22 protein-coding genes and 2 pseudogenes are annotated in these 25,533 nt (G+C 35.4%); 13 read left to right on the top strand and 11 right to left on the bottom strand.

The genetic code is table 11. The features are described 5' to 3' along the window. Positions 1-151 precede the first annotated feature (151 nt). The 6 genes from BN1068_RS22910 to BN1068_RS22885 all read left to right on the top strand — a co-directional run bounded on the left by BN1068_RS22910 (position 152) and on the right by BN1068_RS22885 (position 6,760). The gene (locus BN1068_RS22910) at positions 152-715 is read left to right on the top strand and encodes a hypothetical protein (protein WP_077605087.1); all 564 of its coding nucleotides are present in this window, start codon (positions 152-154) and stop codon (positions 713-715) included. Positions 716-1,067: 352 nt separating this feature from the next. Further along, positions 1,068-1,511: a RadC family protein gene (gene radC, locus BN1068_RS22905; protein ID WP_077605086.1), complete on the top strand. Its 444-nt coding sequence runs from the start codon at positions 1,068-1,070 to the stop codon at positions 1,509-1,511. Between the two features lie 129 nt (positions 1,512-1,640). Beyond that, positions 1,641-3,566 carry an HsdM family class I SAM-dependent methyltransferase gene (locus BN1068_RS22900; RefSeq protein ID WP_077605085.1) on the top strand — a complete coding sequence of 642 codons (1,926 nt, stop codon included), beginning with the start codon at positions 1,641-1,643 and terminating at the stop codon, positions 3,564-3,566. Further along, complete coding sequence (locus tag BN1068_RS24140) at positions 3,541-4,620, top strand: restriction endonuclease subunit S (protein ID WP_254846863.1); 1,080 nt, start codon at positions 3,541-3,543, stop codon at positions 4,618-4,620. Before BN1068_RS22900 ends, BN1068_RS24140 begins: the two co-directional genes overlap by 26 nt. 429 nt (positions 4,621-5,049) lie before the next feature. Further along, positions 5,050-5,718: a CPBP family intramembrane glutamic endopeptidase gene (locus tag BN1068_RS22890; protein WP_175637231.1), complete on the top strand. Its 669-nt coding sequence runs from the start codon at positions 5,050-5,052 to the stop codon at positions 5,716-5,718. Positions 5,719-6,376: 658 nt separating this feature from the next. Beyond that, entirely contained in the window at positions 6,377-6,760 is a 384-nt protein-coding gene (locus BN1068_RS22885; protein ID WP_077605083.1) for a VOC family protein, read from the top strand. 83 nt (positions 6,761-6,843) lie between these two features. Here the strand turns inward: BN1068_RS22885 and istB are convergent, their stop codons facing one another. Further along, on the bottom strand, positions 6,844-7,572 hold the full coding sequence (gene istB, locus BN1068_RS22880) for an IS21-like element helper ATPase IstB (protein WP_077601273.1): 729 nt from the start codon (positions 7,570-7,572) through the stop codon (positions 6,844-6,846). Position 7,573: 1 nt separating this feature from the next. Continuing rightward, positions 7,574-9,061 carry an IS21 family transposase gene (gene istA / locus BN1068_RS22875; protein WP_254846678.1) on the bottom strand — a complete coding sequence of 496 codons (1,488 nt, stop codon included), beginning with the start codon at positions 9,059-9,061 and terminating at the stop codon, positions 7,574-7,576. 380 nt (positions 9,062-9,441) lie between these two features. Here istA and BN1068_RS22870 point away from each other — a divergent pair, with 380 nt between their 5' ends. The 3 genes from BN1068_RS22870 to BN1068_RS22860 all read left to right on the top strand — a co-directional run bounded on the left by BN1068_RS22870 (position 9,442) and on the right by BN1068_RS22860 (position 13,946). After that, positions 9,442-10,473, top strand: coding sequence for a serine hydrolase domain-containing protein (locus tag BN1068_RS22870; RefSeq protein ID WP_077605082.1), 1,032 nt, complete (start codon positions 9,442-9,444; stop codon positions 10,471-10,473). A 112-nt stretch (positions 10,474-10,585) separates the two neighbouring features. After that, positions 10,586-13,285 carry an AAA domain-containing protein gene (locus BN1068_RS22865; RefSeq protein WP_077605081.1) on the top strand — a complete coding sequence of 900 codons (2,700 nt, stop codon included), beginning with the start codon at positions 10,586-10,588 and terminating at the stop codon, positions 13,283-13,285. Between the two features lie 82 nt (positions 13,286-13,367). Continuing rightward, entirely contained in the window at positions 13,368-13,946 is a 579-nt protein-coding gene (locus tag BN1068_RS22860) for a DUF6944 family repetitive protein (protein WP_077605080.1), read from the top strand. Between the two features lie 115 nt (positions 13,947-14,061). Here BN1068_RS22860 and BN1068_RS24470 read toward each other — a convergent pair. Continuing rightward, positions 14,062-14,148: pseudogene (locus BN1068_RS24470) on the bottom strand (Rrf2 family transcriptional regulator); the annotation flags it as partial. Here BN1068_RS24470 and BN1068_RS23485 point away from each other — a divergent pair. Further along, positions 14,134-14,289: pseudogene (locus BN1068_RS23485) on the top strand (NAD(P)-dependent oxidoreductase); the annotation flags it as partial. The pseudogenes BN1068_RS24470 and BN1068_RS23485 overlap by 15 nt on opposite strands. A gap of 110 nt (positions 14,290-14,399) precedes the next feature. On the opposite strand, the gene BN1068_RS22855 reads toward BN1068_RS23485, so the two are convergent. From BN1068_RS22855 to BN1068_RS22845, 3 genes are read right to left on the bottom strand one after another with little or no spacing between them, the layout of a single operon-like run. Next, entirely contained in the window at positions 14,400-15,251 is an 852-nt protein-coding gene (locus BN1068_RS22855; protein WP_077605079.1) for a PRD domain-containing protein, read from the bottom strand. 25 nt (positions 15,252-15,276) lie between these two features. Further along, positions 15,277-16,680, bottom strand: a complete 1,404-nt coding sequence (locus tag BN1068_RS22850; protein WP_077605078.1) for a glycoside hydrolase family 1 protein — start codon at positions 16,678-16,680, stop codon at positions 15,277-15,279. Between the two features lie 51 nt (positions 16,681-16,731). Further along, a complete protein-coding gene (locus BN1068_RS22845) occupies positions 16,732-18,579 on the bottom strand; it encodes a beta-glucoside-specific PTS transporter subunit IIABC (RefSeq protein WP_077605077.1) in 1,848 nt (615 codons plus the stop codon). Between the two features lie 489 nt (positions 18,580-19,068). On the opposite strand from BN1068_RS22845, the gene BN1068_RS22840 reads away from it, so the two are divergent. Continuing rightward, the gene (locus BN1068_RS22840; RefSeq protein ID WP_077605076.1) at positions 19,069-20,277 is read left to right on the top strand and encodes an MFS transporter; all 1,209 of its coding nucleotides are present in this window, start codon (positions 19,069-19,071) and stop codon (positions 20,275-20,277) included. A 467-nt stretch (positions 20,278-20,744) separates the two neighbouring features. On the opposite strand, the gene BN1068_RS22835 is transcribed toward BN1068_RS22840, so the two are convergent. After that, positions 20,745-21,110 carry a winged helix-turn-helix transcriptional regulator gene (locus BN1068_RS22835; protein WP_077605075.1) on the bottom strand — a complete coding sequence of 122 codons (366 nt, stop codon included), beginning with the start codon at positions 21,108-21,110 and terminating at the stop codon, positions 20,745-20,747. A 207-nt stretch (positions 21,111-21,317) separates the two neighbouring features. Between BN1068_RS22835 and hxlA the strand changes: the two genes are divergently transcribed. Then, positions 21,318-21,950, top strand: coding sequence for a 3-hexulose-6-phosphate synthase (gene hxlA, locus BN1068_RS22830; RefSeq protein ID WP_077605074.1), 633 nt, complete (start codon positions 21,318-21,320; stop codon positions 21,948-21,950). Positions 21,951-21,957: 7 nt separating this feature from the next. Further along, complete coding sequence (gene hxlB / locus BN1068_RS22825; RefSeq protein ID WP_077605073.1) at positions 21,958-22,515, top strand: 6-phospho-3-hexuloisomerase; 558 nt, start codon at positions 21,958-21,960, stop codon at positions 22,513-22,515. 195 nt (positions 22,516-22,710) lie between these two features. Here the strand turns inward: hxlB and BN1068_RS22820 are convergent, their stop codons facing one another. From BN1068_RS22820 to BN1068_RS22805, 4 genes are all read right to left on the bottom strand, one after another. After that, on the bottom strand, positions 22,711-23,037 hold the full coding sequence (locus BN1068_RS22820; protein ID WP_077605214.1) for a branched-chain amino acid transporter permease: 327 nt from the start codon (positions 23,035-23,037) through the stop codon (positions 22,711-22,713). A gap of 2 nt (positions 23,038-23,039) precedes the next feature. Beyond that, the gene (locus BN1068_RS22815) at positions 23,040-23,747 is read right to left on the bottom strand and encodes an AzlC family ABC transporter permease (RefSeq protein ID WP_077605072.1); all 708 of its coding nucleotides are present in this window, start codon (positions 23,745-23,747) and stop codon (positions 23,040-23,042) included. 33 nt (positions 23,748-23,780) lie between these two features. Next, complete coding sequence (locus tag BN1068_RS22810) at positions 23,781-24,335, bottom strand: helix-turn-helix domain-containing protein (protein WP_077605071.1); 555 nt, start codon at positions 24,333-24,335, stop codon at positions 23,781-23,783. A gap of 205 nt (positions 24,336-24,540) precedes the next feature. Continuing rightward, the gene (locus BN1068_RS22805; RefSeq protein ID WP_077605070.1) at positions 24,541-25,389 is read right to left on the bottom strand and encodes an MBL fold metallo-hydrolase; all 849 of its coding nucleotides are present in this window, start codon (positions 25,387-25,389) and stop codon (positions 24,541-24,543) included. Between the last annotated feature and the right edge of the window lie 144 nt (positions 25,390-25,533).

Raw genomic sequence — 25,533 nt, 5'->3', positions numbered from 1 at the left:
ACAATGATTATACGGACTTGTATAAGGACATAGAAATAGAATATTTACACTTAAATATCTATATGATAGTATATATTATAAGGAAATTTCGTTTATTTATAACGACATTTGTGAGGTGTGGTGTAACTAGAAAACAAAGGGGATGTTTATCTTGCTTAAGAAAATCAATGAATTAAATGATGAAGTAAGCCCAAAGGAAATTTTAATGTATTTTGAAGAGAAATATCAGACGCCTTATATTGTGACTCCGAAAACAATCAAAAGATGGATAGATGAATTACAAATTGAGCACATTACATCGCCACCCCCGAAAAGAAATGCAGATATTAAGTATAGAAAAGATGATGTTTTAAAAATTGAACATGTAAAACAAAAAAACCTATTACAACGTAGAGACAAATATTTGGATGAAAAGTGGAAAGAGAAGAAAGCAGAAGAACAATTTAAAGTTTTTGTAGAATATCAAAACCACTTGATGGAAAATGGATATGACGAAATGACTCATGCTGACTCCATTGGATATGCGTATGAGAAAGAAGCGAAAGAAATAATATTTAAAGAAAAAGTAGAAATGTGTTTTGAGCATTTATTCCCTAACGTTGAATTTGATGAAAAGGAACTTGAAAACAAATTGTTCATAAGAGGTGAAAATCCTTACCACCAAGATGGAATTGAAGCGGACGAATATATTAAAAAGAAGTTCTATAAAAAATAAACTAAATAGTTCTTAAGTCAAAAAGAAGATGATGGTGTGTTATGTTTGGTTGTTACTTTTTTCCTTTTCAGCTCTCCTAATTATAATCTTCTAATTCGTCTATAAAGCTGAGACGAATTATCGATTAAGTAAAGGGTCTTCGTTCTTCGGATGTTATGAGTCAGCCAAGTAGGATAAGGGTGCGTAAGAAAGCAATTAACGCTTTTAACGCACCCTAATTCATTGGGCTTCCTCAAAACATATACGAATCACTCGATAGCTTTGCTACTAACGCCACTTGACATTAATCGATGCAAAGATTCTCTCTATGGTGACCAAAAAGGTCAAAAAAATAATAGAGAGGTTGATCTAGATGGAAACCATTTTAGAAGTAGTTCGCATTGAACAAATTATCAGAGAGGCTGAAGAAGGTGTTGATTATATCATTCGTAGTCCAGAAGACGGAGCAAAGATAGCGTCTCGCTTTATTGGTCGTGATGATCGTGAAGTGTTCTTTGTTATATGTTTAAATACGAAAAATAATGTTGTTGCAGTTCATCGTTGTCATGTTGGTTCGTTAAATTCCTCGATTGTACATCCACGCGAGGTGTTTAAATCAGCGATACTTAATAACGCAGCTAGTGTCATTGTTGCACATCAGCATCCAAGCGGTGACATAAAACCATCGATGGAAGATATTAACGTTACAAAGAGGTTAGTCGAAGCTGGAAAGTTACTAGGCATCGAAGTGCTTGATCACTTAGTGGTAAATAGTGATAACAGTTTTACTAGCCTGAAAGAAAGAGGCTATATTTAAAAAGGGAGAAACCATTCCCTTTTTTCTTCAAGTCATCTATACTGTGCGAAATATCATACTTATAATGATTTTAGTTAATACAGTATGATATTATTATCTTAGAATACTAGATAAAAAAGAGGTAATTATATGACGAATGAAGCAAGTACAGATTTATGGGTATATGATTTATTGAAAGAAGCAAGTCTTGGAAAAATAATGTCTCCACAAGGAAGTAATATTAAAGAAATTAATGAAGCTCTAAAGACTGCTTCAAAAAGTGGATCGGGAAATGTAGGAAGACCTGAATATGTTGGTGTAGTCAATGATTTTGTTATCATTATAGAAAATAAATTTAATACGAGCAAACATATTGATAGAAGTGAGGATGGATTAATTATTCGGGAAACATCCTCAGTAAGAGATTATGCGGTAAATGGTGCATTGTATTATGCAAAGCATATTGCACGAGAAACAAACTTTAAAAAGATTTTTGCTATTGGGGTGTCAGGTAACGAAAAAAGGCATTATATCTCTCCAATATTTGTAGATGAAAGAGGCGGGCACAAAGAACTTCCTGAAATTGAAACATTTATTTCATTTAGTCATAAAAATATTCAAGAATATTATATAAAAGAAGTACTTGAAGAAGATACAGACAAAGAAAAAGAATTAACAATGATATTGAAAGATGCTCAAGAATTACATGAAGATTTGAGAAATTATGGAGCTATTCAGGATAAAGACAAGCCATTAATTGTATCTGGAATCTTATTAGCATTGAGGGAAACAGAACATGGTAGCTTTTCAATTGAATCTTTAACAGGAGATACAACAGTGACTGATGGTCAAAAAATATATAGTGCAATCGAAAATAATTTACAACGGTCAAATGTTTCTCCTACCGTTAAGAAAGACAAATTAATGAGTCAATTTGATATCATAAAAAATACCGTCCAAATTAATGAAATCAACGAATCACTTGGTAAAACGCCGTTAAAATATTATACGGAATTTTTATATAATCGTGTTTATACTAATATTGTATATTCAAAATCTTCAGAGGATATTTTGGGGCGTTTTTATGGTGAGTTTATGAGTTATTCTGGTGGAGATGGACAAACCTTGGGTATTGTTCTAACACCGCGACATATTACGGATTTATTTTGTGATTTATTAGAAATATCATCCGATGATAAGGTATTTGATCCCGCTTGTGGGACAGGTGGTTTTTTAGTTGCTGCAATGCATCATATGTTGGAACAGACAGATGATGATGATGTAACAAAAAGAAATAGCATAAAAAAAGATCAAATTTATGGCATTGAAGTTCAAAATTATATGTTTACGATTTCTACCACAAATATGATTTTACGTGGTGATGGAAAAAGTAACCTTGAAAATACTGATTTCTTAAGATTAAATCCATCTGAGATTCAACTTAAAGGCTGTAATGTTGGTATGTTAAACCCTCCATATAGTCAAGGATCATCTAAAAATCCTGATCTATATGAAATATCATTCACTGAACATTTACTTGATTCCCTTGTAGAAGGTGGGCGAGTGGCAGTCATTGTTCCTCAAAGTTCTATGACAGGGAAAACGAATGTGGAAAAGGAAATTAAACGAAACATATTAAAGAAACATACTCTTGAAGGAGTTATTACTCTTAATAAAGATACTTTTTATAATTTTGGTGTCAATCCATGTATAGCGATTTTCACTAGTGGAATACCTCATGATAATAATAAAAAATGTAAATTTATAAACTTCAAAGATGATGGATATAAAATATCCAAACATATAGGGTTAATAGAAACAGCTCAAGCAAAAGATAAAAAACAGTATCTTTTAGATGTTTGGTTTGATCGTATTGATGCTGAAAATAATTTCTGTGTCGAAACAAAAATCGATTCTGAAGATGAATGGTTACACTCATTTTACTATTTTAATGAAGAAATTCCTTCTAGAGAGGAATTTGAAAAGCATATTTCCGATTACCTTTCTTTTGAAATAGATATGGTACTTCATGGGAAAGAGTATTTGTTTAATGATTTTGGTGATGAAAATGAATAATATCCGCTGGAATGATTTTCAAATAGGTGGGGATAATGGAATATTTTCAATAACATCGAGTACTAGTGAAATAGATAAAAATAAGCTTAACCAAAAACCTGGAAATATACCTTATGTCACAAGATCTGAACTAAATAATGGAATTGATATGTTCGTTACCAAAGATCAAGAAGAAAAATACCAAATTAATAAAGGAAATGTAATTACTATTGGTTTAGATACACAGACAGTATTTTATCAACCAACAGATTTTTTTACAGGCCAAAACATTCAAATTTTAAATCATAAAAGAATGAACAAATATATTGCTTATTTTTTAATTCCTTTGTTAAAGGTTCAAATGGAAAAGTTTAATTGGGGTGGAAATGGAGCCACTTTAAAAAGATTAAAAAATACTCGTGTTATGTTGCCTATAAATAATGAGAACAGAATCTATTGGGAGTACATGGAAAAACAAGGGTATGAAATATATCAAAGCAAACGAAAAAAAATACTACTGTATTTAACTGATAAGTACAATCAATTAGCAAAAGAAATAGATAATATTGAAGTATCAAATTGGGATAAGTTATCTTGGAATTCTTTTGAAATTCAAGAAATAGCAGAAGTTTTTTCGGGACAAGATATATACGCTCAAGAACGTATAGAGGGAAACATTCCTTATGTAACGGCTGGAGCTTCTAATAATGGAATAGGATACTTTGTATCCAATGAAAATAAGACGTTATCGAGTGATATAATATCTGTTAATCGTAATGGTGCAGTGGGACAAGCCTTCTATCATCCATATGAAGCTTTATTTGGAAATGATACTCGAAGGGTAATTCCTAACTACAGAAATAAGTATAGTTCATTATTTTTGACTTACATGATTACATTACAAAAGGAAAAGTATGATTATGGATTAAAAATGGGAACAAAGCGATTAAAGAAACAAAAAATACTGTTGCCAGTTACCAATGAAAATAAAATTGATTGGCAGTATATGAAGAAGCTTATGAAACAAATTGAATTAGAACAAATAAGGAAAATAAAAAATCACCTTGTTGGATAGAAGAGCAAATTGATATATAATATTATTTTTACAAATAGTATTCAACTAGCATCTGTAATAATGGTGCAACTTGGTTCAAGTAATGTCAATTTCAATCCTTTTCCATACATTTTTAACCATATAACAATTGCCGAAACGTTGATATAGAAGGATTTCCATGGATTAAGTGCACTTAAAAATCATTTAGATATTTCTCAAAACGTTAATATCATTGTTATATCAATGTTTATGGCACTTCTCATTTATTTGGGGAGTGCTTTTTTGATTGCGATGAAAACAGAAACAGGTGCACGCTTTACAGCTTCTAAAGACAATGAGAATACAATATCGATTAGTCTGGTTCAATAAAAGATCAAAGGAATTTGCTCCGACTTATATTTTTGCAATAAAATTATATTGGAAATATTCTCTAAAATGGGTATAATTAGATTGTTCGCTAATAAATATGAGGTGTACGATGAATATAAAAAACTGGGGCAGGATATTTCCACCACTTCTTTGTTAATATACATATTTGCAGTAATAATTATTTTTAGCGCAGGGGATATTTTAAATAAATCTTATTTCTTATATCCAAGTACTATTAAAATAGTTTCAGCATTTGCTATTATTTTGATTAGCTTCCTCTATAAACCAACAAGAAAATTGTATACAAGGGTATTAGATTTTTCGGTAATGAAAAAAATCTCTACCTATTTTTGGATTGTATTGGCTTATTTATTATTTTATTATCTCAACCATATTTTCTTTAAATATAGATTCTTTATGAATGAGGAGTTAGTTAATTTCCATAGCTTAGGGTTTAGATATACATTTATTTCTTTTCCGGAATTTTTACTGTACTTATTAAATTCTTGCCTTCTCATTCCTGTTTGGGAGGAGCTGGTTAATCGGGTTTGTGCAATGATTTTCTTATCCAGATTTATTCCAGTTTGGTCAGGAGTAATCGTTCAATCTGTGATTTTTGCTTTGCTGCATATAGATAAACCGGTTCTAACTGGTTTATTCGCACTTATTGCTTTTTTTCTTTGGTACAAAACAAGATCCATCATTCCTTCAATTATCCTACATAGCTTATATGACATACATGGGGGTTAATAACATTTTATAATTTTGACTTCGTGCCGAGATGGTAATCAGCTAAAGTAAAGGAGTAGATCCTATTTACTGCTTTACAAGAATAATGATAGTAGGAATTTTTAAATCTTTAGTTATTTCCATTGCTTTCTTATGGGATTATATTGCAGCTAAACTTAAAATGAACAGGGTGGTGTAATGAAAGTGAGAAAAGTAATAACGATAGGGATAACAATGATTATTCAATTACTATTCATCTTAGCAATAACTGTAGTATACCATTTCTCTTTTATTGATACGCTCTTTGTTGCATGCTTTTTAATATTATGCCTGACTTGGATTATCTCCTATTTTGGTAATTACCATGGAAATAATCAGCAAGTCACAGATAGGTATCAAGGCGGGACAGATTATAAAGTTAAAATTTTCAGGTTAAGGCTTAATCCGGTTTTAATAGGGATTTATTTGTTTTCCATTCTTGGAATATTATGTAGTTTCCTATACTATATTCCTTATTTTATTTGAAATCTTAATTTGGTTGTATCTTAATTAGAATAGTAATTCTAATCAATTTAGGAGTCACCAATGGTATGTTTAGCCATTTTGGTATACGTCTGCGTGTGTTTCGGATCAATAAAATAATGAATAAAAATCTAACCAATATGTAAGGAGATAGAAAATGAAGAACCTTTTAATAGAGTCACATTGTATATTTCCAACAAAGGATATAATCAAAACCGCAAATTATTATGAACAGAAAATGGGGTTTAAGGCTATTCCTTATTTGAATGCGAATGAGCCCCATATTTGTTTGTATCGTGATACAACAGAAATAATTCTAATCAAAACGAATGGGCAAAAGGTAATTCCGAATAGAGACTTGTATGGTTATGGGTATGATGCTTACTTTATTACAAAAAATCAAGAAGAACTTCAAGAAGAAATGATCAGCTCTGGTGTGAAGATAGTCCGTTCATTAAATGATACAGATTACAATAATAAAGAATTTGTAGTTGAAGATATAGACGGAAGATGGATTGCTTTTGGGATTAAAGTTGGTTGAGGGGTGTGCTGAAATGTGTTTTGCAACTTAAAAGGTTACAAGATTGCAATGAAAAGGTTAGAACTTTGCCAGCCCGTATTTTATTATGATTGATGATTGGAAAGCGCATGTGTGACGCGATAACTATCCCCAGTAAAGCTCAAAATGTGCGCGTGGTGAATAACTCGATCTACTAATGCAGCTGTTAAACGCGCATCTGTAAATATTCTATTCCATTGACTAAATTCTAAATTGGATGTAATCACGAGGCTAGACCTCTCATACCAATCAGATATCAATTGGAATAATAATTCAGCGCCTTCCTTACTAAATGGAACATATCCCATCTCGTCTAAAATAATCATCTCTACTTTATTAAACCTATTGCGTAAGGCTTGAAAGCGTCCTTCTCTCCAAGACTTTTCAAGTAGTTCTACCAAATCGGCCACTCGATAGAAACGGACTTCATATCCAGATCTACATGCCTTTCGACCAAGCGCTGTAACCAGATGAGACTTCCCAGTCCCAGGCGCACCTGTTAAAATTAAATTCTCTTTTTTATCGATAAAATATAATGATTCGAGACTTTCTCTATCCAATTGTGGAGGGAGACGAATATGTTCACTCCACCGGTAATCCTTTAGTTCTTTTTCATTCATGAATTTCGCCTTTTTGATCAAACGCTCTCCTTTAGCTACCTCTCTATGTTCTAATTCTTGTTGTAATAAAGCCGAGATATACTGCTCAGGATTCTCGAAGGGAATCTGCTCGTATATGTCTGCGACATATGCTAAACGCAACGATTTGCATTTCTCTCTAATCAAATTAGACATTCTATACTTCCTCTCCTGTCAACGAATGGTTGAAGGGTTGAAGAGAGTCGTAGATACTCCAATTTATATCATACGGATGTGCAACCGAAGCATGTAATGATTCATTTCTATTTTCTTTATCATCCACTGGTAACAATTCATAGAAACGCTCATCTATTTCTTGCATACTGTATTTTATTATGAAGCTCTGTAACCAATCGACACGTTCTTTTCTGAGTTCCATTGATTCACTATTCAAATAATGCGCGATTCTTCCTGGAAGATATGGGAAGTATCTAGAATAGGTAATTGATCTTGGTTTCCTCATCCAATTTTTCAAAATGAATTGCCATGGAATTTCCCTAGACCGATTCATATATTGTCTAGGTCCCTTATAAAGTACCTCTCCTTGTGGAGAAATCACTTTAAAGTCATCCCAGTACTTAATTACATACAATTGTGTATAGTGATAACTATTCGGTATGTGGATTTCCTGTCCATCAATTTTTACCTCACCATATTTATTAGCTGAAGTCAGTGTTTTATTAAATACTGGATACTCTTTCTCAGGTAATGCGAGACCATATTTCTTTTCTTCCTCTATTAGATCCGCGATACAAATTCCTTTTTTATAATGCACCCTTAAATGATCATCCTGACAATGTTTGAGCAATAACGCACGTAAGTGTGTCAGATCCTGAACAACGGGTGATGGCGTAAAGAAATTATATCGAACATAACCAACCTTATTTTCTACATGCCCTTTTTCATTTCCTTTTCTTGGATTACAGGCTACCGGCTCAAATCCATAGTGATTGGCAAACCGTTGAAAACCCTCATTGAAAATGGTTTCCTGATTATGAACTCTAGCTTTTACAACGGCAGCTGATAGATTATCTAACCACAGTGTCCTTGGAACAAAGCCAGCTTGTTCAAAAAGTATTTTAATACCTTCCAAAAAGCATTCTTGATTTTCTGCCGGTAAGGGTGCTACAAATCCACCATTACTAAAGGGGAAACTCAAGACCAAGCAATGCGTATCTTTTACTTTCCCTTCATGTACGACTTCTGTAACTCCAAAATCTATCTGGGCTTCCGCCGGAGGATGTGTTAACCTATCATATTCCTCTTTTACTGTGTCAGTTTCATCTAACATTTTATCTTTCCATTCAGCGATATAGTTACAAACGGTTCGATAAGAACCCGGGAACTTTAATCGCTGTAATTCTTCAAATATATTTTTATTATTCCTTCGCAATTTCTTTTTAAGTGCTTGGTCCTCCATTAGCCAATCAGAAACAATTTCTCCCCACTCTTCTTCATACATCATACCTTTTTTTATGGGTGTTTTTTCCTCGGGTAATTGATCTTCATCCGCATATTTCTTAACGGTTTTCCAAGCAAAACCTGTTCTTTTTACTATTTCATTAATTGATAGTGATTTATTATTACGTAAATTTTTGATATGATTAACTTCGGGCATTGCTAGCATCCTTTCACTTACCTCCACCATTAATTTGTTTAGTCGCTATTAACGGTAGAGTATTTTGTTAGGGCTGGCAAGCCTTTTTTTATTTGTGCAACCTTCTAACATTTTGGTTGCAATACTCTGTACTTTTATTATGCATTAAACATGAAATAACAAAACCAAGTAAATTAATATAATATTATCTAAAGCAAGTTTTAATTAAAGTGTACACGATTTTAAATTTATTAACAGATTATTGCAATAAATATTGTACCATGCTACACTCATAATAATTATACAGGTGACATAAGTGAGATAACTTATGTTGGTGTCCTTACGGTTAAAAACAGTAATGTTGCGCAGTGCCTCCAATCATATTGTATTGGGGGCACTTTCTTTATTTTTAAAGGAGAGTGGATAAATTGCTATTAAAAAAAGAATACGCAAGCTTGTTTGAAGATGTACATACTCATGTAAAAGAAAGTGCTGAAAAGATGGGTTCCAGTGGTGGTGCTCTATTTATTATCCATAACGACAAAATCGTAACAGAGTCTTATTTTGGTAAACAATCGAATACGAAACATGCTTGGGATGTTCAAGCAGATACCCAATTCCACATTGCATCTGTAAGAAAGACTTATATTGGATTTGCAGCTGCTTATGCGATATATCATGGCTATTTTTCCATGGATGATCCAATTCGCCGTTTCGTTAAAGACGCGCATTTATCCGCATATGAAGGTGTTACTATTCGCCACTTATTAACTCATACACATGGCCTTAAAATAGCGGATGGTAAATTAGTAAGTGAATATAAACCTGGTTCATCATGGGCATACAGAGGTCCAAGTATCGAATTGCTGGCAACGATTATCAAAAATACAACGGGGCAATCTATTGCTGATATTGTAAAAGAACAGGTTCTTAATCCAGCCGGCTTTCAATCGACAGAATGGATTAAGATGAGCCAGCCTCATTCCAAAATTACAGATACTATTCGAGATGCTGATAACATCTTCTGGACCGAAACGGATGTAGCAGATGGTTCCGGAATGAATATGTATGTGTCTGCAAAAGAGCTGGCCTTATGGGGATACCTTCATTTAAAAGAAGGGAAGTGGAGTGAAAGACAGATTATTCCTAAAGAAATCATTGAGATGGCAACATCCATTCAGACTCCGAATCCAAATCTTCCTATTCATAAGAATGGATTTTTATGGTTTGTAAAAGACACAAATAACACCTTTAACCAAATAGGCGATAAAGTTCCAAAGGGTTCTTATCAATTACTTGGTTATACAAATGTAACGCTGCTCGTCATTCCAGAGGAAAATGTAGTAGCCGTAAGAATGTTCAATCGTTATGGTTCGCCGGAAGGATACGATTATCTCAGCGATGTCCGGTCTTTTGGAGACACTGTTTATAAATGCTCCATAAAGGCAAGTGCAATGTAATTGATTGAGTTTTTCAGCAAATAAACTATGATTTTAATACAATAATAGAATAAATACCAATATTTAGTTATAATTGGGATTAATATATAAATAAAAGGTGTGTCGGGATATAATGGTTACTATTTTTATGAAAGGACAAAACAAGACAAACCAAATAATTGATTGGCGGCTTTGGTACAAAGAAATGGATAAAAAAGTAATGCTGTCAGTAAAGTTTCCATCAGGAAAAGAATTTACTCTACCTATAGAAGAATGCAGCATTACTCCACAGGAAAAATTGACTGGGACGCTTTTATGTAGAGAGCAGAATATATATCAAAATATAGAAAGTGCTGTTGAATATGGAGATAAGTATGTGATAATAAAATATCCAGCTTCGGAAAAGTCATACATAATGAAATCAGCAGACATCGAAATCAATTCTGAAAGTAATTTTAAAAATGAAGACGTGTTCTCTTACTTCCTAAATGTTACAAAAGAACGAGTAAAAAACGCTGATCAGAAAAATAAACCTATAGCTCAAAATATCCTTCGTCAACTAGAAAAGGTTACTCCTCATTCAGAAACAGCGCTACATGCATACTGCTATGGGCAAAATACAACAAGAACTGCGTTAGAGCATCTTATATTCCCGTTTGGATTGAATGAAAGTCAATTTCAAGCTGTCAAAAATGCCTTTTCATCTCAAATAAGTATTATAGAAGGACCTCCAGGAACAGGGAAGACACAAACTATCCTTAATATTATATCTAATATTTTAGTAAATCAAAAAACGGTCGCAGTTGTTTCAAACAATAATACTGCTGTTGAGAACGTCTATGAAAAAATGGCGAAAGATGATTTGGAGTATTTGGTTGCTAAGCTTGGAAACGCTGATAATAAAGATGCTTTTTTTGCTAATATAGGAAAACCGCCTTCCGCTAAAACAGCAAATGAAACCATTCAAATAGAAGCAATAGATAATATGCTCGAAAAAATAAAGCGGCATTTGAAAACAAAAAACACAGCTTCTCAACTGATAGCGGAAATTAACGAACTAAGTATCGAAAAACAGTATTTGGAGGAATGGTTAAAAAAGAATACATCTGTCGAGTTAAAGGATTTGGGAAAATATAAGTTGAGACCTCAAAAAATAACTGATTTAATGGCTTACATTAACACCCTATTGAAAGAACGGGTTTCATTTAAAAATAAATGCCGTTTGCTCTTAGAATTCAAAATAATTAGAACCCGATTCTTAAGTAATTACTCTGAGCGTATAAATTTTATTTATTCACTGCAATTTGCTTATTACGACAAGATGCTACAGCAAAAAGAACAACAATTAAATGAATGTGAAGAGGAGTTAAAGGAAAGTGGCTTCCAAAACTTACTTGAAGAGCTAACCGTTAATTCCATGAAATACTTAAAAAATCAGTTGGCAGAAACAATCCTATCATCGACAGAGCCTTTTACAACTAAAAGCTATAAAAATAGAAAAGAGTTTAGTAAGTTCATAAAGCGGTTTCCGGTAATAGGAAGCAGCACGCACTCTATCGTTAATTCAATCGCTGATGGAGCGGTATTAGACTATATTATCATTGATGAAGCTTCGCAACAGGATATTGTACCAGGGATTTTGAGCTTAGGCTGTGCAAAGAATGTAATTGTTGTTGGTGATCGCAAGCAATTACCTCATATACCTGAAAAAGCAGAGGTTAGTTGCCCGGCTGAATATTATGACTGTGGCAAATATAGCTTATTGGATTCTTTTGTTGAGCTTTTCAAAGAAGAAGTTCCTTCGACAATGTTAAAAGAGCATTATAGATGCCATCCGAGAATTATTCAGTTTTGTAATCAACAATTTTACGATAACCAGCTTATTCCAATGACACATGATAACGGAGAGTCTTCCATTGAATTAATTATTACATCAAAAGGAACCCATACAAGAAATCTTACCAATCTAAGGGAACTTGAATCGATATTGGAAATTGGATGGAGTGATAAAGATAATGTCGGTTTTATTGCTCCTTATAGAAAACAAGTGAATTTATCCGAAAAATATTTTCCGCAAGAAATTACGAAAGATACAACACATAAATTTCAGGGGAGAGAGTGTAAGGAAATTATATTCTCTACAGTTCTCGATAAAAAGAAGGATAGTCAAAAGCATATGAGCTTTGTAGACAATCCTTCTTTAATCAATGTTGCTGTTTCAAGAGCAATTAATAAATTCACATTAGTAACTGGAAATGAAGTTTTTACAAAGAATAATCAAAGTATTGCGGCTCTAACAAGATATATCAAATATTATGCAAAATCAGAGCATATTTATGATAGCCCGGTAGTGTCGGCATTTGATCTACTTTATGATGAATACGACAAGTCATTGGATGAATTAAATGCCCGATTAGATTATTCAGATCCTCAGAAAAAGTCAGAAAAAATTGTTCGTCTACTATTAAAAGATATTCTGAATCAAGATAACTTTAAATTATTAAAGTTTCATATGCAAGTAGATTTAATCCAACTTGTTTCTATAGTGAATAATTCCTTTACACCACGCGAAAAGGAATTTATGCAGCAAAAATCCAACTGCGATTTTGTAATCTATTACAAAGTGGGTAAGGCTCCTTTAGGCGTTATTGAAGTTGATGGAGGCAGTCATGATGAACCTGTTCAAATAGAAAGAGATACTCAAAAAAATGCTATTCTAAACAGGGTAAATATCCCGATCCTTAGGTTAAAGACAGTTGAAGGTCACATTGAAGAGAAGATGAAAGATTTTTTAAGCCGTTGTATGAAAGGGGAACTAAAGGAGACGGATTAAAATATTGTTCATATCTAACGAACCAAACACCCCAACAAAGAATACAATAATCAGAACCAATATGAGCGGGGATGGCTTACATATGAACAACCATTGGAAAGAAATACTTGGTAATTCTCTCTCAACAATTGGCACCATACAAGCAGCTATTGGCAGTACGCCGCAATTTCATTTCAATCAAAATCAAAGCTATCAATGGAGATTGATAGGAAATGTACTGCAGGCGTTGGGAAGTGCCTTATCAGCTGACGGGCAGGGCGGGCCTTCGCTTGAAAGACTTGGAGATAATATACAGGCTGTCGGTAATTCAGCGGTTATTACTGGACTGCTGCTTTATGGCACATCTGATACAGAGGCAGAACAAAAATTAATCATTTCAGGAAATTGGATACAGGCTTTAGGAAGTTTTACCGGACTTGCGGATGAATTTTTTGATAGTACAGAGGAGGGCAGGGCGGAGAATATCATTGGAAATCTGTTACAAGGTATTGGAAATGCTCTGCAGGCCTTCAGCGGTGTTCAAGTGCTGTATGGAAACAGCATAAATCAAGGACAGCTTGGAGTTGCGGGAAGCTGGATACAAACTGCCGGCTCGGTAATAGCTCTGATTGGTGAATTTTTAGAGGAATCGGAAGAAATACGTTCAGGTATAGATGAATAAAATAATGAGGTGTGTGAAATACAAGGCACCTTGTTGTACCGCCGCGGCGGTCTTTACAAGTTCATCCCCCACAACTGAATTACTGAAGGATTTTAATAGTAAATAAAAAACGACATTCAAACAATGTTATATCAGATAAATTCTTTGCGAGTTCAGCTCCTGCAATTCCAGGCTGAACTTTTACTAATCCGGCTCCTATCAGTCTGGAAAAGATAATCTTTTAGTTAATTCAAAAGGTAAAAGCTACATCAGCTATGCAGACTATGCTATTGCGGTATTAGATGAAATTGAAAATCCAAAGCATATAAATGAGCGCTTTACAGTTGTCGGCGAAGCGGAATAAGCATTTGTGATTTTAAATCCCTTGCATAAGAAGGTAACGAATTCCCTCTATCAGATAAAAATATCCTCAAAGGCTTTAGCCCGTGAGGATATTTTTATAACAGCAGTTACTTACGATTTATCCGGTTCAACTCTTAAGATCCGGTTAATATGAATAATTAAATAAAGCTTCTCCTGTCGACTTAAATCAATATTATATTTTTGCTTCACAAAATGCGTAATGCTCTCAATGATCTTATTTTCCAGCTCCATTGATTGACTCAATTGATCAAATAGTACGTCTGTATCGGTATCTCTAAAAATTTGATTTTTTATGATTCTCTCCGCAAAAAACTTTAAATGCGTAATAAATCTTGTGTAAGAAAGACTAGCTTTGTCGAAATTGGCATTGGCTTTTCTTTGAACGATTGCTTCAAGATGATCGATCAGTCTGGCAATTTGCGCTTCCTCGTTATAGGATTCTGAATTTAAACGCGCATTGACAAAATGCATTCCAATGGCAGAGGCCTCGCTTTCCGGCAGCTCAATACCCATGGTTTGATTGATTAGGCTTACTGCGAATTTACCAATTGCATATTCCTTTGGATAGTATTTCACAACCTCAACATAGTTAAATTTCTCTCCAAGGTTTCCTTCATGAAATCGGCGGACAACAAATGAAATATGATCAGACAGGGATAGATATAAATAATCCATCACTTCCATGTCGTATTCTTTTGTCGCAAATTCAATGATTTCCTTCACAAGATTAAAATACGTATCATCCAGCTCACTTGCCAGCTGGATAAAGTTCTTCAAAATTGTTTTGTCTTTTAGGATAAATGTTTTCTGTATTTCAGAATCTTGAATGTTGCAGCCAATTGATTTCTTATATCCGATTCCCTTGCCCATTAAAATGTATTCATTTCCTGAATCATTGATTGCCAATACTAAGGAATTGTTCATCACTTTTACGATCTGCATGGCCACGTTCCTATTCCTTTGCTGATTAATTTAATCCATTATTTTTAATAACATCCTGATACCAGTAAAAACTGTCTTTCTTAATTCGTCGCAATTCTTTGAGGTCAAAATCTTCTCTGTCTATATAAACCAGACCATAGCGTTTCATGAAGCCTTGGCGGGAGCTTAGCAGGTCCATGACAGACCATGGGCAATACCCAAACAGCTCTACACCATCTGAAATAGCATCATTACAAGCAGCAATATGATCCTCCAAGTATTCGATACGGTAGTCATCATGTATTTTACCATCTTCTGTTAGCTGATCGCCAGTTCCTAAGCCATTTTCTGTGATAATCATCGGTAAGCGATACTTTTCATAATAATCATTTAGTAAAAGTCTTAAGCCTGTTGGATCTACTTGAATCCCGTAATCTGTTACTTCCAGATTTGGGTTCTTCTCAATTTTAAAGTATCCATATAAATCAAAATCAATATCATTTTTCTTTGTTCCAAATGGATGAGCTTCATCCGCAGGAAGATAGCTGGCTACCAAAGTACGGTAGTAGTTTACGGCAATATAATCCGGCTTCGATGCCTTTAAAATTTCTTCATCCTCTGGCTTTGTTTCCGGATAAATATCACATTTATTCAGATATTCTTTATAGTATCCCGGATACTCTCCGAAACAATACATTTCCAAGGCATAGTTTGTTTTGAAATTATCATTCATTCTGGCTGCCCATACATCTTCCGGGCGGTTCGAGCTTGGATACGTCATCGTTGAAGATACGGCTGGTCCGATTTGTACACCTGGCAGCATTTCACGGCAAGCGTTAGTAGCGAGCGCATGTGCTAGAAACATATGATAATCCATTTGTGCTCTTACTTTTTCAGCCTGTTCACTTGGCACATCATACATATTCATGCGGATATTAACACGAATCATAAGATTTTGTTCATTATGCACCTGCCAATGCTTTACACGATCGCCGAAAGCTTCGAAACAGGTTCTGGCAAACCTTTCAAAAGCGAAAGCACAATCACGGCTTTCCCAGCCATTGTACTTTTCAACAAGGGCAAATGGGAGGTCAAAGTGATACAGCGTTACAAATGGAATAATATCATTCTCTATTAAGAAATCAATCACGTTATTATAGAAATCTATTCCTTTTTGATTCACTTCTCCGTCTCCATCTGGAATAATTCTCGCCCAGGAAATAGAGAAGCGGTAAGCCTTTAACCCAAGTTCCTTCATTAAAAGAATATCTTCTTTATAGTTATGGTAGAAATCACTGGCAACGCGGGTATCTGCTTGTACATCTGATTTTTGGAAAGCATTGTAGTCAGCTACCGTTTTGCCCTTGCCATCCTCGTCCCATGCTCCTTCAACCTGAAAGGCGGAGGAGGAAGCTCCCCACCAGAAATCTTTGCTGAAATAGTTTGTCATTATCATCACTCCTATATATTTTTAAATAATTATTTATTAAGCAGCTCTATCCTAATTACTTTCTACAATGGAGACACCTTGGAACTGTGAAGAATTGGTGACAACCATTGGGGTGGTGAGATCATAGCCTTTTGTTTCTATTTCTTCTATATTAAATGAGACAATTTTAGTTCCTTTACTTATCTCATCACCAGCGTTTACATGTGCTTCAAATCCGTCACCATTTAATTCCACGGTGTTAAAGCCGATATGAATTAATAATTCAGCGCCATTTTCCAGCTGCAGCCCGATCGCGTGTAAGGTCGGATAGAGAACGGATACCTTACAGTTGGCTGGGGCTACTACCTCACCTGCAGTCGGGTAAACCGCTGCTCCTTCTCCTAATGCGCCTGATGCGAAAACTTCATCCTTTACATCGGACAATGGGATCAGCTTTCCCTGGACGGGTGAAGGAATGGTTACTTCTGCGTCTGTTACGGTATTTGGAGTATCCTCTTTGGCCTCATCAAACCCTTCATCCGTAGCATCCTCTTCTTCAGGAATATCCTTAAAACCAAATAACATCGTCATAGCCGCAGCCCCAAAGAAAGCAATGGCAATACCAATAATATAACATAGGAACGCTTTTGTACCTGCTTCAATATAGACGGGAATGGTTAAAAATCCCTGGTTGGCAAAGGCTGTACCATAGGATCCGCCCCAGCCCATCAGACCGCCGCCTATCGCCCCGCTGATCACCGCATAAATCATCGGTTTTTTCAGACGGAGGTTAACCCCGTAAATGGCCGGCTCGGTAATTCCGAAAAGGGCTGTTACGGTTGCAGTTGCGGATAATGTTTTTAATTTCTTATTTCTCGTTTTTAAAAATACTCCAGCAGCAGCTCCTGCCTGGGAAAAGTTAGCAGCTCCTGCAAATGCCAATAGATTCTGCTGGCCAGTTTGTGCTACATCGTTAATTCCAATTGGCAGGATTGCTTTGTGAGCACCGAAGATAACAAGCACACACCAGATTCCGCCAATAAAAGCACCTAATAATGTTGGGCTGATATCCATAATGATATAATACAGCCAGTTGATGAAGTTACCTAAGTGAATTCCGATAGGTCCGAAAACGATTAAGGTTGCCGGCACCATTACTAATAGCGTAAAGGTCGGCACCATAATAATTTTTAAAACCTCAGGCGTAATGCGTTCGAAAAAGCGTTGCACATATGCCATGATAAATACTGCAATAATGATTGGGATAACTGTTGATGTGTAATTTGCTAATGTTACAGGAAGACCTAAAAAGGTTATGGCTGCATCTCCAGTCATTATTTCAACCAGATCAGGGTAGCATAAAGTTGCTGCCAGCACCATTGCAATTAATTCATTTGCTTTAAATACTTTCGCCGCTACATAACCAATCATAATCGGGAAGAAGTAAAATAAAGCATTGGAAGTCGCATCCAATATCCTATACGTATTATATTCTTTAATATCCACATTCCAGTAATAAGCAGCAATCATAACTGCAAGCGCCAGAATTCCTTTCAGCATTCCAGATGCAGCAATCGCCGGGATAATCGGAATAAATATCGATGTAAATGTATTTAAAATCCGGCTTCCGATAGACCCTTTATTCTCTTCTTTTTTATCTTCTGTTTTGCTCAAATCGCCTAAAAGAAGCTGAATTTGATCATGTACCTCTGCCACCTTATTTCCAATAACGACCTGATACTGCCCGCTGTTCTCTACGACCGAGATAACCTCGTCCATCTTTTCTAAATTCGCCTTGTCTGCTTTTTTTGTGTCGTATAAAGTAAAACGCAAACGTGTATAGCAGTGGGTTAATCCGGAAACATTTTCCTTTCCACCCACGTTATTTAAAATGTCCTGCGCCACCTGTTGATAGTTCATGTCTTTTTCTCCCTCGCTATAAATTAATCCACTGGCCAACGGATAAAATATGAAGAATACACATTGACACAAAAAAAGATCAAACGTACACAGTTAACCCAAGGAAAAAAGCACAGCTTTCCCATGGTTAGTAAAGTGTACATTTGATCTTGCCTGCATTATCAGTAACACGTCAAATGTATTCCGGTATTAAGCTTTGCACATATACTAACACGCTTTCATTTTGGATGCAAGTGATTTTTAAATCTTTTTTTCTGGAAAAAAATAAGAAATAAATGACACTTGTGCAAATTTTAATCTTAGGATATGATACTGCATTAGAACTTTGAAATGGAGATTACTGTGAAAAATCTTTATTTTAAAATGGTTAAAAAAAGCGGGAAAACTTACCGTTGAGACAGTGAAAATTAGGAGATAAAAGCTCGATAATACGGAGCCGGCCTAAGGTTTATTTGAGCATATTTTAATGCAAGAAGGAGTAATGAAAAGATGGATAACACACAAAAAAAGCAGACATCATTGATTTTATGGATTGTTGTATGCTTCTGGTTCGCTCAATATGTTTACATACCCTACCAGACTACCTACTTACTTCTGGAAAGTATTTCTATTAATCTAGTAGGAATTATTATTGGTGCATACGGCATTTCACAGCTTATGCTCCGGCTGCCGGCAGGTATTTTGGCTGATCTTAGCAGCAATCATAAGCTGTTTATCCTGTTTGGTTCTCTATTTGCGGGCGGTGCCTCTTTAAGCAGGATTTTGCTGCCAGATGATATTGGCTTTTTTCTTGGTAATATCTTGTCCGGAACTGCAAGCGCCACCTGGATTTCTTTTATGATTCTTTATATGAGCTTTTTCTCTCAAAACGATCAAGTACGGGCAACCAGCAGGATTATTATGGCTAATAATGCCGGTATGCTGCTTGGTTTTGTAACCAGTACGCTCCTCTACGATAAAGTCGGCATGATGATGATTTGTGCTTTCAGCTTAGCCGCAGGACTCATAGGCTTTGTACTCGCTTTCTTTCTTCATTCAACCAAACCATCTAACTATACGAATAAGGTTTCCTTCAAGGAATTAATAAAGGTGACAGCAAATAAAAATTTAGTTCTTTTTTCCTGCTTAGCATTGGTACAGCAGGGTGTGCAAATGTCCACCACGATGTCCTTTACAAACCAGATTGTTCAGGAGCTCGGCGGTTCTAATCTGGTCATCGGTGTATCGTCTATTATTTATATGCTGTCAGCTGTCATTTTCGCCAGGTTGGCTTCGACAAAATTCCTGGAAATAATGTCTATGAAGCGATGGATTTGTTTCAGCTTTCTCTTCCTCGGCATTTATTGCGTACTCGTTCCCCAGTCAAATTCTATCTTACTTGTTTGCCTTTTACAGCTGATACCCGGTATAGGTACAGGGGTTTTGTTCTCACTCCTGACCTCCAGTGCCATGCAAACAATTCCTGAACAAAAGCGTTCTACCGCAATGGGCTTCTTTCAAGCAGTCTATGCGTTGGGAATGACTATTTTTCCAATAATTAGCGGGGGTATTTATGAGCATTTATCTATGAAATATGCCTTTATTTTTTTAGCGGGAACGTGTTTTTTGGCAGGTACGGTTTCTTTTATTCACTTTAGAAGACAAGAAAAAAGGGAGAGGGAAGTAAATAAAAAAAAGGAAGTGTATCATCAAATTTAATTGGCCTTATATTAGTTGGTAAAACAAAACCATTACTTATCATTTGTACAGTTGTTTTTTTATTCTATTGGGTATTTATTTAAATTACTTTCTTATTAAAAAAATTATTGAAGAGAAGAGTCTGGATATTCGTTGAAGTTTCAACACGTGGAAGCAAAAATCGATAAAACAGCTATTGCTTTCCTTTGCCGTTTTGTAATATGGATCCGAACCAGCCGGGGAAAAGGGGAATTGAACAAATTTGTCGAACAAATGTGTAAGGTGTTTGATTGGTTAAGTGTCTATTTGATTATTTTAGACCTTTTTCGAGGTTATTGCAAAAGGACTAGAAGGAGAGAGGTATAAAAATATATGAGCCAGCCTTGGACGGTTTTTACCGTCCAAGGCTGGCTCATACTTTTTTGTGAATGAATCATCAATTTACAAAATCAAAATAGGTAACGCATAGCATACAAAAAAAAATTTACCTATTCCATAGCTGACTGATTCTCTGTTTCGTTTTCTAAAACATTCGCAATATAATCCTTGCCCCATTCATACATCGCATCTAAAATCGGCAAAAGCTTTTCACCATGCTCTGTAAGAGAATACTCCACTTTGGGCGGAACAACTGGATATACTTCACGATGTACAATCAAATGATCTTCCAGCTCGCGCAATTGATTAACGAGCATTCTTTGGGTAATACCGGGCATAAGGGCCTTCAGCTCACCAAAACGTTTTGTTCCTTCCTTGCCCAGATGCCACAAGATCAACATTTTCCACTTCCCGCCAATGACTGCAAGTGTTAATTCCTTTTCACAATTAAACGTTCTCTCTCCTAAATTCGGCATTCCATTCACCTCTGCTTTATTTCATCTCATAGTATACTTTTTAGCACTATATGCGGTAAAAGTGCGTACTTCTCATTTCTGGATATACTCAGTATACTTGATGACATGCTGATACGTAAATAGGGTTTCAAGTGACAATAGCAAGCTTTCCTTACAATAATCGTTCAGCACAATAAAATCAAAAAAGTATGAAAGGGAGCGAATATAATGAAATTACAATTAGCGTTAGATCTTGTCGATATTCAAGGGGCAATTGAATTAGTAAAAGAGGTAGAAGAGTATGTGGATGTAGTGGAGATTGGGACACCTGTGGTAATTAATGAAGGTCTAAAAGCAGTGAAAGAAGTAAAAGCAGCATTTCCTGATTTAACTGTATTAGCAGACCTGAAAATTATGGATGCGGCTGGGTATGAAGTGAGCCAAGCAGCTGCAGCAGGTGCTGACATCATCACAATTCTTGGTGCAGCAGAAGATGAGTCCATTAAAGGGGCTGTAGAAGAGGCGAAAAAGCAAGGCAAACAAATCCTTGTAGATATGATTGCTGTAAAAGATATTGAAACACGTGCAAAAGAGCTGGATGAACTCGGTGCTGATTATATCTGTGTCCATACAGGATATGATCTGCAAGCTGTAGGGCAAAATTCCTTTGAGGATTTACACACAATTAAAGGTGTTGTAAAAAATGCAAAAACGGCTATTGCAGGCGGAATTAAATTAGAAACACTTGCTGAAGTAGTTAAACATCAGCCTGATTTAGTTATCGTAGGCGGAGGAATCACAGGTAAAGAAGATAAAAAAGCTGCTGCAAGCGAAATAAAAGAATTAATTTTACAAGGGTAATGTAAAGATGAAAACAACCCAATATTTAACCAAAATTGTTCAAGAATTAAGCCAAACAGCTGCGCTAATATCTGATTCAGAAACAGAGAAATTAGTGAATCAGATATTAGAATCCAAGAAGGTTTTTGTGGCTGGCGCAGGAAGATCCGGATTCATGGCGAAATCCTTTGTTATGCGAATGATGCATATGGGTATAGACGCGTATGCAGTTGGTGAGACCGTAACAGCTAATTTAGAGAAAAATGATTTATTAATTATCGGATCAGGATCAGGAGAAACGAAAACGTTAGGCGCCATTGCTGAAAAAGCGAAAAGCTTAGGAGGAGTAGTTGCAGCTGTGACAGTTTCTCCTCAATCAACCATTGGCAAGCTAGCCGATATTACGATTGAATTACCGGGAGTAACGAAGGATCAGTCTGAAGGCGATTATAAGACGATTCAGCCAATGGGCTCTCTTTTTGAGCAAACAACACTACTATTTTATGATGCCTTAATTTTACGCTGTATGGAGAAAAAAGGATTAGATTCCCATAAGATGTATGGTAAACATGCTAATCTTGAATAGAGCACAAGCAAATAAATCAGGGTGAACAGATCAAAGCGACATTTGTGCGGCATATCTTATTATAAGTAATGAAATCTAACTATAATTAGTCGTAAAGTATTAGGATAAAACGGTAAAACAAAACCATCACTACTTCCTTCATTGGTATGGGACAAGTAGTGATGGTCTTTTTTTATTTAATCATAAATTTTTTCATCAAAACACACCCTGAACCAAAAACATATAAAACACTGTCCCGCCTGCAATAGACAAGAGCATGCTCCGCCTCCAGTAATGTAAGACAATAATCAACCCTATTGCAAGAAGCTCTGGCAGGAAGCCTTCTAATGATGTGAGGGTTACATCCTTTAACGAATAAACAACCAATAATCCAAATACAGCCGGTGGTAAGACATATCCCAGATATTTAATGTATTTAGGCGTGGGTTTATCTGCTTTAAATATCATAAATGGCAGGAACCTCGTTAATAAGGTACCTATAACTACTGAAGCAATAATGATGATTTGCTGCGTTATTGTCATCATTAGGAAATCACCTCATGCTTTGTGATGAATTTTTTAATCAAGGTCAGAAAAATTAATATAATAAGCATGGCAGGGATAATAAAATGTTCTGTACCAAATAGGATTAAACATAAGATGGAAGCGGCTATCCCTATTACAGAGCTTATATGATTGCGTTCTTTCAGCCATTGGTCTAAAAAGATAACGACAAACAGTGCCGTCATAACAAATTCCAGACCTTCCGTATTAAACGTAATCATGGAGCCGAATAAGCTTCCGATTGTAGTCCCGCCAACCCAATAAATTTGATTTAACAAGGTAACATAGAACATAAACCAGCCATTATTTATATCAGAGGGGATGCGCGAGGTATTATTAATAACAAATGATTCATCGCACATTCCATAGATAAGATAAACCTTTTTCTTCCCGGTCCCTTTGAATTTATCTAACATAGAGATACCATAGAAAAGATGTCTGGCATTTATCATTAAGGTTAATAGAAAGGCGCTTAGCGGGTTAAAGGCACCTAATAATAAACTTCCAGCTACAAATTCCATCGAGCCGGCAAAAATGAGTACGCTCATTAAGATGGCGTAGATTGGCTGAAATCCTAAGGAATGCATGTAAACGCCGTAAGCAATGCCTAAAAAAGCAAAACCGGCCAGTATTGGCAGCGTTTTTGGGAAGGCATACTTCAATGTTGATAGATGATCGTGTAAAGACATTCTTCATTCACTCGCTTTCAAACAAAAAATCATTCATTTTGCGTAATAGATTAGTACAAGGAGATGAAGCACCTCGTCTCCAATATTCCTGTAAATATGGGGTTGATTCCCATTAAATATAATTGCGTCATCTTTCGCAACAGCTTCGACATTGCCGTCAATATCCATCTCTAATTGACCTTCTTTTACAAATACATGCTCTTCTACACCGGGGTTGTGCGGTAATGACTTTTGTTCGTTCCCGGGATCCAGTTCGACAGAAAAAACCTCGAATTGTTTTTCCGGAGAAAAGGGTACTACAATATGTACTCGATAATGGTTTTCTTCTTCTGTAACCAAATGCCTGTCTTGCTTTTTTATCACTCTGATTGCGCCTGTCTGCTGACTGATCAGGGATGAAAAGGATACCTTAAGACCATTGGCGATTTTCCAAAGTGTTGTTACTGTTGGGACAGAATCTCCTCTTTCGATTTGTGCAAGCATGGCTTTACTTACTTCTGTAATTTTCGCAGTTTTATCTAAACTCAAGCTCCGCTCTTTGCGGATGGTTTGCAGGTTTTTACCAATGTGATCTGTAAATTCCTTCATTAACTTTTCCTCCATAAATAGTTGTATTCTCTATCTGGGAAACGTATTTCATATTACTATAACATATTTTTGGATGTTATAACATACATAGATTAGAAAAGATGCAATAAAGACACCTTCATTTTTTAAAAACTATGAGTAATTAAAAAGCCACCTCAATCATGAGATGGCTAATTTGTATATTGAATGGATGTATTCTATAGGGCTACTGTGATTGAATGATTTGGTCGTTAACAAATGCTTTTATGAAAAATAATTCATTATCATTAGGGTCTCTTTTATTATCTTCCTTAAAGCACTTTATAGCATGCTCGAGTGAGGCAGAGTTTACAGCCTGATTTGCTGCTGTCAGCTCTTCCCAATATAGATTCATTTCATCTAAATCACAGATTGATTCATGACCAAGCAGGAACATTTCGGCATTATATTTCGAAATGTCTTCAATCATAGGCAATAATAATGCCTGTTTGTAATGAAATAAAGAATTTGTCGTCTTGCCATATGCAGAATCACCTAGAAAAATAACTTTTTCATCAGGAACATAAATGACTGTAGAGTCGTCTGTATGCGTACTTTTAATCGTTTCTAGTAAACAAACTTTATTCCCTAAATCAATCGTTAATGTATTTTCAAAGATGATATCGGAGGAGTTCAACTTAAAACTATCCCTGTTTGGCATATCAGTTTGCATAATCTCCATAAATAAATCACCCAACCGGTTCGTACCCACGTTTTTTTGAAGCGAATGATTATCAAAGGAGTAACTTTCCCATTCTTTTATTATTTCATTTGTTCGGCTATTAACGATAACAGCTGCATCAAATTCATTCATTCCCAGAAAGTGATCCCAATGCCCGTGGGTAATAACGACATACTTAACTGGTGGTACATCCAGCTTCTCGATTTCTATTAAAAAGTCTTTGGCATGTTGAACAGAATTACCAGCGTCTATGATTAAACTGTATTGTTCACCACACACCAATCCCAAGGTTGGCCGCTCTTTATTATCTTGATTCGATAAATAATAAATTGTATCACTTAATTTATTTAACATGTCAGGTCTCCTCTATTCTAAATGTGAATTCTATGAAAGAGAAAATCTACATGTTTATTCTATATTTAATAAAATAATTTTAGATTTTCTCATTTTATTTGTTTACCATTGGACGTGTGCCTCCTTCTTTTATTAAGGTAAATT

It is taken from the genome of Oceanobacillus sojae (assembly GCF_900162665.1).
Lineage (GTDB): Bacteria > Bacillota > Bacilli > Bacillales > Amphibacillaceae > Oceanobacillus > Oceanobacillus sojae_A.
The sequence above is the reverse complement of the archived record's forward strand: the minus strand, read 5'-3'. Positions and strand labels throughout refer to the sequence as shown.

Coding starts and splice junctions, on each gene's coding strand:
- radC (WP_077605086.1), top strand. CDS start 1,068: ATGGAAACCATTTTAGAAGTAGTTCGCATTGAACAAATTATCAGAGAG.
- BN1068_RS22900 (WP_077605085.1), top strand. CDS start 1,641: ATGACGAATGAAGCAAGTACAGATTTATGGGTATATGATTTATTGAAA.
- BN1068_RS24140 (WP_254846863.1), top strand. CDS start 3,541: ATGATTTTGGTGATGAAAATGAATAATATCCGCTGGAATGATTTTCAA.
- BN1068_RS22885 (WP_077605083.1), top strand. CDS start 6,377: ATGAAGAACCTTTTAATAGAGTCACATTGTATATTTCCAACAAAGGAT.
- istB (WP_077601273.1), bottom strand. CDS start 7,572: ATGTCTAATTTGATTAGAGAGAAATGCAAATCGTTGCGTTTAGCATAT.
- BN1068_RS22865 (WP_077605081.1), top strand. CDS start 10,586: ATGGTTACTATTTTTATGAAAGGACAAAACAAGACAAACCAAATAATT.
- BN1068_RS22860 (WP_077605080.1), top strand. CDS start 13,368: ATGAACAACCATTGGAAAGAAATACTTGGTAATTCTCTCTCAACAATT.
- BN1068_RS22855 (WP_077605079.1), bottom strand. CDS start 15,251: ATGCAGATCGTAAAAGTGATGAACAATTCCTTAGTATTGGCAATCAAT.
- BN1068_RS22850 (WP_077605078.1), bottom strand. CDS start 16,680: ATGACAAACTATTTCAGCAAAGATTTCTGGTGGGGAGCTTCCTCCTCC.
- BN1068_RS22845 (WP_077605077.1), bottom strand. CDS start 18,579: ATGAACTATCAACAGGTGGCGCAGGACATTTTAAATAACGTGGGTGGA.
- BN1068_RS22840 (WP_077605076.1), top strand. CDS start 19,069: ATGGATAACACACAAAAAAAGCAGACATCATTGATTTTATGGATTGTT.
- BN1068_RS22835 (WP_077605075.1), bottom strand. CDS start 21,110: ATGCCGAATTTAGGAGAGAGAACGTTTAATTGTGAAAAGGAATTAACA.
- hxlA (WP_077605074.1), top strand. CDS start 21,318: ATGAAATTACAATTAGCGTTAGATCTTGTCGATATTCAAGGGGCAATT.
- hxlB (WP_077605073.1), top strand. CDS start 21,958: ATGAAAACAACCCAATATTTAACCAAAATTGTTCAAGAATTAAGCCAA.
- BN1068_RS22820 (WP_077605214.1), bottom strand. CDS start 23,037: ATGACAATAACGCAGCAAATCATCATTATTGCTTCAGTAGTTATAGGT.
- BN1068_RS22815 (WP_077605072.1), bottom strand. CDS start 23,747: ATGTCTTTACACGATCATCTATCAACATTGAAGTATGCCTTCCCAAAA.
- BN1068_RS22810 (WP_077605071.1), bottom strand. CDS start 24,335: ATGAAGGAATTTACAGATCACATTGGTAAAAACCTGCAAACCATCCGC.
- BN1068_RS22805 (WP_077605070.1), bottom strand. CDS start 25,389: ATGTTAAATAAATTAAGTGATACAATTTATTATTTATCGAATCAAGAT.